The sequence below is a fragment of the Micromonospora sp. HUAS YX12 genome, assembly GCF_040215685.1.
Taxonomy (GTDB): Bacteria; Actinomycetota; Actinomycetes; order Mycobacteriales; family Micromonosporaceae; genus Micromonospora; species Micromonospora tulbaghiae.
This window is the reverse complement of record NZ_CP157974.1, coordinates 2,601,652-2,613,509: the sequence shown is the minus strand read 5'-3', so window position 1 is coordinate 2,613,509 and position 11,858 is coordinate 2,601,652. Positions and strand designations below refer to the sequence as shown.

At 74.9% G+C, this 11,858-nt stretch carries 8 protein-coding genes; 2 read left to right on the top strand and 6 right to left on the bottom strand.

Features of this window, described 5'->3' with window-relative positions; all coding sequences use genetic code 11:
- Positions 1-24 precede the first annotated feature (24 nt).
- The 5 genes from ABIH81_RS12745 to ABIH81_RS12725 form a co-directional block, all read right to left on the bottom strand.
- Complete coding sequence (locus tag ABIH81_RS12745; protein WP_013288421.1) at positions 25-228, bottom strand: cold-shock protein; 204 nt, start codon at positions 226-228, stop codon at positions 25-27.
- 204 nt (positions 229-432) lie between these two features.
- Positions 433-3,837: a UvrD-helicase domain-containing protein gene (locus ABIH81_RS12740; protein ID WP_349880441.1), complete on the bottom strand. Its 3,405-nt coding sequence runs from the start codon at positions 3,835-3,837 to the stop codon at positions 433-435.
- Between the two features lie 55 nt (positions 3,838-3,892).
- Complete coding sequence (locus ABIH81_RS12735; protein WP_349881084.1) at positions 3,893-7,507, bottom strand: PD-(D/E)XK nuclease family protein; 3,615 nt, start codon at positions 7,505-7,507, stop codon at positions 3,893-3,895.
- Positions 7,508-7,881: 374 nt separating this feature from the next.
- Entirely contained in the window at positions 7,882-8,427 is a 546-nt protein-coding gene (locus ABIH81_RS12730) for a TIGR00730 family Rossman fold protein (protein ID WP_349880440.1), read from the bottom strand.
- Between the two features lie 4 nt (positions 8,428-8,431).
- Positions 8,432-9,295 carry a TIGR00730 family Rossman fold protein gene (locus ABIH81_RS12725; RefSeq protein ID WP_349881083.1) on the bottom strand — a complete coding sequence of 288 codons (864 nt, stop codon included), beginning with the start codon at positions 9,293-9,295 and terminating at the stop codon, positions 8,432-8,434.
- Positions 9,296-9,468: 173 nt separating this feature from the next.
- Between ABIH81_RS12725 and ABIH81_RS12720 the strand changes: the two genes are divergently transcribed.
- The gene (locus ABIH81_RS12720; RefSeq protein WP_349880439.1) at positions 9,469-9,633 is read left to right on the top strand and encodes a hypothetical protein; all 165 of its coding nucleotides are present in this window, start codon (positions 9,469-9,471) and stop codon (positions 9,631-9,633) included.
- Between the two features lie 46 nt (positions 9,634-9,679).
- Here the strand turns inward: ABIH81_RS12720 and dapE are convergent, their stop codons facing one another.
- Positions 9,680-10,753 carry a succinyl-diaminopimelate desuccinylase gene (dapE, locus tag ABIH81_RS12715; RefSeq protein WP_349880438.1) on the bottom strand — a complete coding sequence of 358 codons (1,074 nt, stop codon included), beginning with the start codon at positions 10,751-10,753 and terminating at the stop codon, positions 9,680-9,682.
- A gap of 103 nt (positions 10,754-10,856) precedes the next feature.
- Here dapE and dapD point away from each other — a divergent pair, with 103 nt between their 5' ends.
- Positions 10,857-11,816, top strand: coding sequence for a 2,3,4,5-tetrahydropyridine-2,6-dicarboxylate N-succinyltransferase (gene dapD / locus ABIH81_RS12710; RefSeq protein ID WP_349881082.1), 960 nt, complete (start codon positions 10,857-10,859; stop codon positions 11,814-11,816).
- Positions 11,817-11,858 lie beyond the last annotated feature (42 nt).

The window sequence follows — 11,858 nt, the reverse complement described above, 5'->3', positions numbered from 1 at the left end:
TGGTGGTACCGGTTGATCCGGAGATCAGAGCGGGCGGATGTTCTCCGCCTGCGGGCCCTTCTGGCCCTGGGTCACCTCGAACTCGACCCGCTGGTTCTCGTCCAGGCTCCGGTAGCCGGAGGTCTGGATCGCCGAGAAGTGGGCGAAGACGTCGGCGCCGCCGTCGTCCGGGGTGATGAAGCCGAAGCCCTTGTCAGCGTTGAACCACTTGACGGTGCCAATTGCCATGTGTTTCGTCTCCTTGACGGAACGGTCGGCCCGCACGTGTTGCGTGCCGGAGAGGAGCACCCCGCGCGTGGAATACGCGGCGTGCCTGTCGCTGCTGGTCGCCCCGCCCGGAGAACTCCGGACACAACAAAGAGCGCCTGGGGCCACAATCCGCCAGGCGCACACAGAGTCTCTGGAAACCAAAACTGCAACCACGTCAACGTATCACGGATTCGTGCGCTCCGGGAGATCCCCCGGGATTTCCGGCACGGCGGCCACCATCGCGGCCAGCCCCGCCGCGTCGAGCAGGTCGGCCGGGCGGACGGTCGCGGAGTCCCGCACGTAGTGGAACGCGGCGCCGACCCGCTCCACCGGCACCCCGGCCAGCTCCGCCCAGGCCAGCCGGTAGACCGCCAGCTGCACCGCCGCCGCGTCGGCCTCCCGGCCGGCCGGCTGCCGCCCGGTCTTCCAGTCGACCACGTCGTAGCGCCCGCCCGGGCGGGCGAACACGGCGTCCATCCGCCCCCTGACCACCACCCCGGCGATGACAGTGGCGAACGGCACCTCCACCTCCACCGGCACCCGGTCGGCCCATTCGCCGGCCAGGAAACGCTCCTGCAACTCGGCCAGCGCCTCGTCCGGGGCCGCGTCCTCGTCCGCCGCGCCGGGCAGCTCGTCCACGTCGAGCAGCCGGTCGGCGCCGAAGCGCTGCTCCAGCCAGGCGTGGAACGCGGTGCCGCGCCGGGCGTACGGGTTCGGCTCGGCCGGCATCGGGCGGCGCAGCGTACGGGCCAGCGCCTCGGGGTCGCGGCGCAACGCCACGAGCTGGGTCACCGAGAGCTGGCCGGGCAACTCGACCTCGACCGCCTCGGCCTGCCGGGCCAGCTCCGCCCGCTCGGCGAGCAGGAGATCGGCCTCGCGCCGCCAGCGCGCCACCTCGGCGTCCTCCGCCGCTCCGGTGGTGGCGAGCAGGGCCGCTTCCCGACGGGCGGTCTCCGGGTCGGCCAGGTGGCGGCGGACCAGCGCCGCCGCCTCGGTGAGCGCCGGTCGGCGGGCGCCCAGCGGGTCGGCCGGCCACTCGGCCCGCAGCACCGTCTCGGTGGTCGGATTCACCGCGTCGCCGGCCGGCTCGGGCGTCCACGCGTCCACCACGTGCCCGTCCGGGTCGGCCAGGCAGGCGTCGTGCACCTCGCGCAGGAACACCGACGGGCCGCGGAACCGCTTGGTCCCCTCCCCCCACCAGTAGCCGGAGCAGAGCAGCAGCCGGCGGGGGCGGGTCACCGCCACGTACGCGAGCCGGCGCTCCTCCCGCTCGTCGTGCGCCCGCCAGGCGTCGGTGAAGTCGGTGAGCGCCCGGGCCACGCCGCGCTGGTCCTCCGCCTCCGGCAGGGCCAGTTCGGGCAGCCCGTCCGCGTCGCCGCGCAACGGGAACGGCAGCACGCCCAGCCCGCCCAGCCAGTGGTCGGAGTTGCGGACCGGCCCCGGCCAGACGCCCCGGGTCATCCCGGCCACCGCCACCACGTCCCACTCCAGGCCCTTCGCGGCGTGCGCGGTGAGCACCTGCACCGCACCGGCCACCACCTCGACCTCGCCGGGCGCCAGCCCGCGCTCCTCGTCCTCCGCGGCGGCCAGGTAGGCGAGGAAACCGGCCAGCGTGGCGCCGGGCGTCTCGCCGCTGAACCGGGCCGCCACGTCGCCGAGCGCGTCCAGGTGGGCGCGGGCCAGCCCGGCGTCGCCCGCGCCGTCCCGGCCGGCCCGGACCGCGACCTCCACGTCGAGCCCGATGGTCCGCTCGATGTCCGCGATCAGCTCCGGCAGCGACTGGTCCAGCCGGTAGCGCAGCAGCGCCAGCTCCATCCCGTACGAGCGCAGCCGCGCGTAGCCCTCGGCCGAGTACGCCTGCGCCGGCCCCGGATCGGCCAGCGCCTCCACGAGCGTCGCCTCGTCCAGCGCGTCCACGGTGATCTCCGGGCCCTCGTCGCCGGTCAGCTCCCGGCGGCTGCGGGCGATGGCGCGGGCGCGGCGGTGCAGGGCCACCAGGTCACGCGGGCCGATCCGCCAGCGCGCGCCGGTCAGCAGCCGCAGCAGCGCCGCCCCGTCGGTCGGGTCGGCGAGCACGCGCAGCGTGCACACCACGTCCCGTACCTCCGGGGTGTCCAGCAACCCGCCCAGGCCGACCACGTCGACCGGCAGTCCGCGGGCGCGCAACGCCGCCTCGATCGCCGGGATCTGGCTGCGCAGCCGCACCAGCACCGCCGTGGTCGGGCGACGGTCGGCGGGGATGTGCTCGGGCAGCGCGCCGGGCATCCCGGCCGCGCCCCGCCAGGCCGCCAGCACGCTGTCCGCGATCCAGTCGGCCTCGTCGGCGTACGTCTCCAGCAGCGCGCAGTGCACGGTGCCGCCGGCCTGCCCGCCCGGGGTGCGGTGCGGGATCGGGTCGCGGACGCTGAGCGCGGCGTGCAGTTCCGGCACCCGCGCGCCGGCCGCCCGCAGCGGCACCGAGAGCGTGTTGGCCACGCCGAGGATCTCCGGCCGGTTGCGCCAGCTCGTGGTCAGGCTCAGCACGTCGGCGGGGCTGCCGTCGGTCCGCGCGAACTCGGTGGGGAACCGGTCGAGCGTGCCGGCGCTGGCGCCGCGCCAGCCGTAGATGGACTGGCACGGGTCGCCGACGGCGGTGACCGGGTGGCCGCCGCCGAACAGCGCGTTCAGCAGCACCACCTGGGCGTGGCTGGTGTCCTGGTACTCGTCGAGCAGCACCACCCGGAACCGGTCCCGCTCGATCACGCCGACGCCGGGGTGGTCGCGGGCCACCCGGGCCGCGCGGGCGAGCTGGTCGGCGAAGTCCATCGCCTCGAAGTCGTCCTTGCGCCGGGCGTACGCGCGCACCAGCGGCAGCAGCTTCAGCCGGGTCCGCTGGAGCTGGAGCGCCTTGCGGACGTCGGCGTAGACGCGGCCGGGCCGGGACTGCACGTCGGCGAAGAACCGGCCGGTCCAGGCGGCCAGCTCGTCCGGGTCGACCAGGTGCTCGTCCAGCTCACCGGCGAGCGCCAGCACGGCGTCGGTGATGGTCGACGGCATCCGGTCCACCTCGGACATGTCGCCGTCGTAGTTGCGCACCAGCAGGTCGACCAACTGCCAGCGGGACGCCTCGGTGAGCAGCCGGGTGGTCGGCTCGTACCCGGCGCGCAACCCGTGCTCGGTGACGATCCGCCCGGCGTACGAGTGGTAGGTCGACACGGTCGGCTCGCCGGCCAGCGGGTCGTCGTGCGGATCCCGCCCCTGCCGGCCGAGCCGCCGGATGAGCTGGTCGAGGCGGGTCCGGACCCGGTGCGCCAGCTCACCTGCCGCCTTACGGGTGAAGGTGAGGCCGAGGATGTGCTCAGGGCGTACGTAGGAGTTGGCCACCAGCCACATCACCCGCGCGGCCATCGTCTCGGTCTTTCCCGAGCCGGCGCCCGCGACCACCAGCAGCGGTTCCACCGGCGCGGCGATGATCGCGGCCTGCTCCCGGGTGGGCGCGGGCAGCCGCAGCAGCCGGGCCAGCTCGACCGGTGTGTAGCGCGGCCCGGCGTCGGCGGCGCGCGGCGCGGGCGTGGCGGAGGCGCCGAACAGCGCCGGCTGAACAGTCACGGTGCCGTCCTTGTTCGCGACTGCGGGGCTCGCAAAACCGGCTCACTCCTCGCGCTCACGGCTGATTCTCCGGTGGTGGCTCGACCACCTGGCGGCCCTGGCCGGAGACCGGGCAGCTGGTGCGTACCGGGCAGACCCGGCACTTGGAGTTCGCCACGGCGGCGAACGTGGACGCGGCCATCGTGTCCGCGGTACGGCGCACCAGCGCGGTGGCCCACCCGGCCTCCGGCCCCTCCCCGGCCGCGGCCTGGGTCTGCTCCTTGGCGTCCCGCGCGCCGGTGCCGAGCTGCACCAGCGCGGCCCCGCCCGGTTCCTCGCCGAACTCGGCGAACCCGCCCGCCTCCACCGCCGCCTGGTACGCACCGAGCTGCGGATGCTCGGCCACCTCCCGCTCGGTGACCGCCGTCGACTTGCCGGTCTTCAGGTCGATCACCACGAGCCGCCCCTCGGCGTCGACCTCCAGCCGGTCGACCCGGCCGGTCAGCTCGATCGGGCGGGCCGGGTCGTCGAGGCGGACCGCGAACTCGTGCTCGATCGCGAGCAGCCGCCGCGGGTTGCCGGCCAGCCAGCGCAGCAGCTTGTCCACCATCGCCTCGGCGCGCTGCCGCTCCGGGCCGGCCATCCACCGGGCGGCCAGCTCGATCGCGTCGAACCGCGCGGCCACGTACTCCAGCAACGCCTCCCGGTCGACGCTGGCGTCCTCCGCGAGCATCGCGGCGGCGTGCACCAGGTTGCCGACGCCCTGCGCGGCGCTCGCCGGCCCGCTGCCGCCGTGCCGTTCCAGCAGCCAGCGCAGGCTGCACCGCAACGCGCTCTCCATGGCCGACGGGGTGACCCGCACCGGCTCGCCCTCGTCGACCAGCGGCCGGTCGTCGGACAGGCCGCGCAACCCCCACCAGTCGTCCGGGTGCGCGCCGGGCACCCCGGCGGCGGCCAGCCGCGCCAGCTCACCCGCCGCCGCGTGCCGCCGGATGATCGGCGTCGCCGGGTCGGTGACGGCGGTACGCAGTTCCGCCACCAACGCGGACAGGGTGAGCCCACGCGGCGGCAGGGTGACCGGGAGCGCCGCGGGTGGCCCGTCCTGCGGATGCTCGTCCCCGTGCGGCACCGGCCCGTCCGCGGCTCGCCCGCGCGTGGCCTGGGCTGCCGGGCCGTTTCCGGCCGGGCCGCTCGGAGCCGGACCCGTCGGAGCCGGACCGTTCTGGTTCGGGCCGCTCGGAGCCGGGCCGGTCGGCGCGGGGCCGGTCGGCGCGGGGCCGGTTCCGCCGGTGGCGGGTGGGCCGGCGGCGGCGAGTTCGTGCAGGAATCGGCTCGGCTGCTCCTCGTGGTCGTCCCCGCCGACGGCGGCGGACGCGACAGCGGTGACCAGCAGCCGCCGCCGCGCCCGGCTGATCGCGACGTGGAACAGCCGCCGCTCCTCGTCCAGCAGCGCGGAGGTCTGCCCGACCAGGCTGGCCCGCAGCCCGGCACCGTCGGCGCGGCCGGCGAGCACGTCGACGAGCCGCTCCGAGCCGAGCAGGCTGCCGCGCAGGCGCAGGTCCGGCCAGACGCCCTCCTGCACCCCGGCCACCGCCACCAGATCCCACTCCAGGCCCTTGGCGGCGTGCGCGGTGAGCAGGCGTACCGCGTCACCCCGGTCGGCGGCGGCGGCGAGCGTGTCGGCGGGCAGCTCCTGCCCGAGGACGTGGTCGAGGAACACCTCGGTACGCGCGCCGGGCAACCGGTCGGTGAACCGGGCCGCCGCGTCGAAGAGGACGAGGACCGCGTCGAGGTCACGGTCGGCGGCCTCGGCCCGCCAGCGCTGGGCGGTCTCGTGCTCGCCGGTGGCCGCACGCCCCCGGGTGATCGCCCCGGCCCAGCGTTCGGCCAGCCCGCTCTCCCGCCACACCGCCCAGAGCACGTCCTCGACTGTGGCGCCGGGCCGGCCGGCCGTCTCCCGGGCGGTCGCGAGCAGGTGCGCCACGGCCTGCGCGGGTGCCGCCCAGCGACGCTCGATGGTGGCCAGTTCGGCCGGATCGCGCAGTGCCTCCACCAGCAGCTCGCCGGAGGGACGGCGGTCGCCGCCGGCCAGCGCCAGCGCCCGCAACCCCTGGCGTAGTCGCCGTTCGGCCAGCGGGTCGGCGCCGCCCAGCGGCGAGTGCAGCAACGCGACCGCCGCCTCCTCGTCCAGCCGGTCGGGTTCGAGCGCGCAGCGCAGCAGGAGCAGCAGCGGGGCGACCGCCGGCTGGAGGTGCAGCGGCAGGTCCTCGCCGTGCACGACGGTCGGCACGCCGGCCGTGTGCAGCGCGCGCCGCAGCGACGGCAGTTGCCGGCCGGTGGAGCGGACCAGCACCGCCATCCGGGACCAGGGCACGCCGTCGAGCAGGTGCGCCTCCCGCAGTGCGTGCGCCAGCCAGGCCGACTCGCTGGTGGCGGACCGGAACGTCCGTACCTCCACCGATCCGGCGGGCGCGCCGGGAAGCGGGCGCAGCCGCCGGTGCGCCGCCGGGCCGCGCAGCCGGCGGGCCAGCCGGGCGGTGGCCGCCAGCAGTTCCGGCCCGGCCCGGTACGAGGTGGTCAGCGTGACCTGCGCGGCCGGGGCACCGGAGGCGGTCCGGAAGCGGTGCGGGAACGTGGTGACGCCCGCCGGGTCGGCGCCGCGGAACGCGTACGTGGACGAGTCCGGGTCGGCGAACGCCACCAGGGAACGCCCGCCTCCGGCCACCACGGCGAGCAGGTCGAGCTGGGCCGGGTCGGTGTCGGCCAGCTCGTCGACGTACACGTGGGACAGCCGACGGCGCTCGGCGGCGAGCAGCTCGGGATCGTCGAGCAGCATGCCGGTGGCGGCGCGCACCAGCTCGGCCGGGTCGTACGCGACCGAGCCACGGTTGCTCACGTCACGCAGAGCGAGTACGGCGACGTACTCCCGCAGGAAGCGCGCGGCGGCCGGCCAGTCGGCGCGGCCCAGCTTCTCGCCCAGCCGGGCCAGCTCGACCGGGCCGACGCCGCGCTCCGCGGCACGCATCAGCAGGTCGCGGAGCTGCTGGGCGAACGCCCGGGTCCGCAGCGCCGGGCGCAGATCCTCCGGCCAGCCGACCGGGTCGTCGCCGGGCTCCTCCCCCACCACGTCGAGCAGCTCACGGATGATCAGATCCTGTTCCGGGCCGGTGAGCAGCCGGGGCGAGGGCTCGCCGCGTTCGGCCGCCGCGCGGCGCAGCAGACCGAAGGCGTACGCCGGGAACGTGCGCACCAGCGGCTCGCGGACCACGCGGTGCCCGTCCCCGGCGATGCGCGCCTCGATCCGGTGGCGCAGCTCGGTGGCGCCGCGCCGGCCGAAGGTGAGCACGAGGATCCGCTCCGGGTCGACACCCTCGGCCACGCGGGCGGCGACCGCCTCGACGAGCGTCGCCGTCTTGCCGGTGCCGGGACCACCGACGACGAGCATCGGCCCGTCGGTGTGCGCGACCACCTCGGCCTGCACCGGATCGGCGTTCGTGCCCGCCCCGGCTGCGGCCGGCGACGGAGACGGCGTGGCGCTCTGCGGGTGCGCGGCATCGCCCGCCGACCCCCCGGATCGCGGCTCCACTTCGGCCGGCCCGCCGGGCCGACCCACCCCCTGCCCCGCCCCGGCGTCGTGGGTGACCCCCGCCTCCGCGCCGCCGGGCCGGCGCACCAACCGGTACGCCTGCATCACCGACATCCCACCACGCCGGTACGACACCCGGAAACCGACGTCCACCCCGCGCGCCGCAGCTCATCCGGCTGACGCGGCAACCGCACCCGCCGATGCCCGTCAACGGATGGCCAGGCGGCGGATGCCGAGGCAGCGCCCCGTCCGGAGCAGCCGGACCCATGCCGGCCGCGCCCACGATCAGCCCAGCCGGCACACGCCGACACGAACCGACGCCCCACCCACCCTCCGAGACAGGATTCCCACTTCCCGAGATCCGCTTAGATCTTGGTACGAAAGTGCCCCTATAGGGGCCATTTGCTACCAAGATCTGCCGGCGGGGCGACGCGGGGCGACGCGGGGCGACGCCGGGGCGACGCCGGGGCGGGGCGGGGTCAGGTGAGGCGGGCGTCGATGAGGTCCAGGGCGGCGGGGACGCTGTCGGCGACCATCAGCAGGTCCAGCGCGGCCGGCTTGAGGAACCGCTGTTCGCCGAGCCCGCGGATCCAGTCGAGCAGCGGCCGGTAGAACCCGTCCACGTCGACGATCACCATCGGCTTGGTGTGCAGGGCCAGGGTGGCGGTGGTCCAGACCTCGAACAGCTCGTCGAGCGTGCCGAGGCCGCCGGGCAGCGCGACGAACGCGTCGGACTTCTCGTCCATCAGCGTCTTGCGGCTGGCCAGGCTGTCGGTGACCAGCAGCTCGTCGGAGTCCAGGTCGGCGACCTCCAGGTCGACCAGGGACTGCGGGATGACGCCGACGGTGCGACCGCCGGCCGCCCGTGCGCCCTGCACCACGGCGCCCATCATGCCGACGCAGCCGCCGCCGCTGACCAGGGTGTGCCCGCGCCGGGCCAGTTCCTCACCGGTCTCGGTGGCGAGCGCCAGCCAGCGGGCGTCGAGGGTACGGGAGGACGCGCAGAAGACACAGACGTTGGCCACGGGGTCAGCTCCGTTCCGCCGGGCCCTCGGGGGCGGCCTCGGCGGCGGCGCGCTGGTCGGCGGCCACCCGGGCGACCGCCTCCTCGCGGACCGCCTCCTGCTCGGCGGAGAGCACGGCCTCGGCCTCCACGATGTGCCGTACCGCCTCGTTGACGTCGTCGGTGAGACAGATCAGGTCGAGGTCGGCCGGGCCGATCTTGCCCTCGGCGGCCATGGTGCCGCGCAGCCAGTCGAGCAGCCCGTGCCAGTAGTCGGTGCCCATCAGCACGACCGGGAAGCGGGTCACCTTGCCGGTCTGCACCAGGGTGAGCGCCTCGAACAACTCGTCCAGGGTGCCGAAGCCGCCGGGAAGCACCACGAACGCCTGGGCGTACTTGACGAACATGGTCTTGCGGGCGAAGAAGTAGCGGAAGTCGATGGCCAGGTCGACCCAGTCGTTGAGGCCCTGCTCGAACGGCAGCTCGATGCCGAGCCCGACGGAGAGCCCGCCGGCCTCACCGGCGCCCCGGTTGGCGGCCTCCATCACGCCGGGACCGCCCCCGGTGATCACCGCGTACCCGGCCCGGGCGAGGGCGCCGCCCAGTTCCTCGGCCATCCGGCACTCCGGGCTGTCCGGCTTGCTGCGGGCGGAGCCGAAGACGCTCACCGCCGGGGGCAGGTCGGCGAGGGTGTCGAAGCCCTCGACGAACTCGGAGAGGATCCGCAGCGCGCGCCAGGCGTCCTTGGTCTTCCAGTCGCTGCGCCCCCGGGAGTCGAGCAGCCGCTGGTCGGCGGTACTCGTCGGAATCGCCCGATTGCGCAGCGTCACCGCACCGCGGTGCCGTTCCCCCCGGTTCTGCTCCCCCCGCCGGCCGTCCCCGGCCGACATTCCCCTGCTCTCGCCCATGGGGTCACCGTAGTGGAGCGGCTCCGGCGCGGCGCGCAGGCCCGGGAGCCGGAGAAATCTTTGGGATCCGGGCAACTAATTCGGTCGCACGGACGTCTTACTATTCACATACCCGGTATACCCCGGGCGACGCGCCTTCGGGGGAGGAGCCAGCGTTGATCAGTAACAGCGAGATGATCCGGATCCGCCGTCAGATGCAGCGGCGGATCCGTGACGTGGTGGCCGAGCGCCGCCGCGCCCGGATGATGGAGACCCACCGGTCCGACCTGACCGGCGAGACCGGCGAGGCGGAAGCACCCCTGACGACGACGACCGTCTGACGATCCGGGGCCCGCGAGGCGGGCGCGGGCCCCGGATCGCAGGGCGTCAGGCCGGGGCCAGCCAGCGGTGCAGCGTCGCCGCGCCGTCCCGGATCTTGGTCAGTTCGACGTGCTCGTCCTTGTGGTGCGCAAGGTTCGGGTCGCCGGGGCCGAAGTTCAGCGCCGGGATGCCCATGGCCGCGAACCGCGCCACGTCCGTCCAGCCCAGCTTGCCGACCGGCGCGGCACCGACCGCCGCCAGGAACTCCTGCGCCGCCGGGTTGTCCAGCCCGGGCGGCGCGCCGGCCGCCGCGTCGGTGACCTCCAGCTCGAAGCCGGCGAAGACCTCGCGCAGGTGCGCCTCGGCGCCCGCCGGGTCGCGGTCCGGGGCGTACCGGTAATTGATCTCGATCTCGCAGCGGTCGGGGATGACGTTGCCGGCCACCCCGCCGGTGATCCGTACCGCGTTGAGGCCCTCGCGGTAGTCGCAGCCCTCGATGGTCACCCGGCGGGCCTCGTACGTGGTCAGCCGCCGCAGCACCTCGCTCGCGCCGTGGATGGCGTTCACCCCGTGCCAGGAGCGCGCCGCGTGGGCCCGCTCGCCGTGCGTGGTGACCACCGCCCGCATGGTGCCCTGGCAGCCCGCCTCGACGATCCCGTACGTCGGCTCCAGCAGCACCGCGAAGTCGGCCTCCAGCCACTCGGGGTGGCTCTGCGCGACCAGGGTGAGGCCGTTGTACTTCGACTCGATCTCCTCGGCCTCGTAGAAGAAGTACGTGACGTCGTAGCGCGGGTCGGGCAGCGTCACCGCCAGGTGCAGCGCGAAGGCGACCCCGGACTTCATGTCGGAGGTGCCGCAGCCGTACATCAGGTCGCCGCGCATGGTCGAGGGGAAGTTGCCGTTGAGCGGAACGGTGTCCAGGTGGCCGGCGAGCACCACGCGCTGCGCCCGGCCCAGGTCGGTACGGGCCATCACGGTGTTCGAGTGCCGGTAGGTGGTCAGGTGCGGCACACCGCGCAGCACCTCCTCGACGCAGTCGGCGATCGCCTTCTCGTCGAGGGACACCGACTCGATGTCGACCAGGGCGCGGGTCAGCGCCACCGGATCGGCCAGGACCTCGGGGGTCAACGGGTTCTGCATGTCTCGCACGGTACCGTCATCCTCGGTGGGCGCGAGGAACACGTGCCGCGCCCCCGGCCGCGAGCAGCGGCGGACGCCGCCGCCGGAGGAGAAGGGTGACACCGTGACGTCCGCACCATCCGCCTGGGGCATCGGCCTGGCCACCGTCACCGCGCAGGACCAGGTGCTCGACACCTGGTACCCGACCGGCAAGCTGGGTCTGGGCGAGCTGCCGCTGGTGCCCGGCGAGGACCGGGCCGACGTGCTCGACCTGCCTCCGGGCGCGATCGGCGAGCGGGCGCTGCCCGGGTTGCGCACGGTCGAGGTGACCACTGTGATCGGCTCGCTGGACGACCCGATCAAGGACGCCGCCGACGCGTACCTGCGGTTGCACCTGCTCTCCCACCGCCTGGTGCGGCCCAACGAGCTGAACCTCGACGGCATCTTCGGGAAGCTGGCGAACGTGGCCTGGACGTCGGCCGGGCCGTGCCCGCCGGAGCGCGTGGACGAGCTGCGCGTCATCGAGCGGGCGGCCGGCCGTCACCTGGCCGTCTACGGGGTGGACAAGTTCCCCCGGATGACCGACTACGTGGTGCCGTCGGGGGTGCGGATCGCCGACGCGGACCGGGTCCGGCTGGGCGCGCACCTGGCCGTCGGCACGACTGTCATGCACGAGGGCTTCTGCAACTTCAACGCCGGCACGCTGGGCACCTCGATGGTCGAGGGCCGCATCGTGCAGGGCGTGGTGGTCGGCGACGGCTCCGACGTCGGCGCGGGCGCCTCGATCATGGGCACGCTCTCCGGTGGCGGCACCGACAAGGTGCGCATCGGCGAGCGCAGCCTGGTCGGCGCGAACGCCGGCATCGGCATCTCGCTCGGCGACGACTGCGTGGTGGAGGCCGGCTGCTACGTCACCGCCGGTTCCAAGGTCACGCTGCCGGACGGCCGGGTGGTCAAGGCTCGCGAGCTGTCCGGCGTCGACGGGCTGCTGTTCTGGCGCAACTCGGTGACCGGCGCGCTGGAGGCGAAGCCCCGCACCGGCCAGGGCATCACGCTCAACGCCGCGCTGCACGCCAACGACTGAGCCGTACCCCCGTCCGGGTCCGCGACGGCAACCGCCGCGCGG

Excerpts from the sequence above, each read along its gene's own strand:
- ABIH81_RS12745 (WP_013288421.1), bottom strand. The coding sequence starts at position 228 with ATGGCAATTGGCACCGTCAAGTGGTTCAACGCTGACAAGGGCTTCGGC.
- ABIH81_RS12735 (WP_349881084.1), bottom strand. The coding sequence starts at position 7,507 with ATGCAGGCGTACCGGTTGGTGCGCCGGCCCGGCGGCGCGGAGGCGGGG.
- ABIH81_RS12725 (WP_349881083.1), bottom strand. The coding sequence starts at position 9,295 with ATGTCGGCCGGGGACGGCCGGCGGGGGGAGCAGAACCGGGGGGAACGG.
- dapE (WP_349880438.1), bottom strand. The coding sequence starts at position 10,753 with ATGCAGAACCCGTTGACCCCCGAGGTCCTGGCCGATCCGGTGGCGCTG.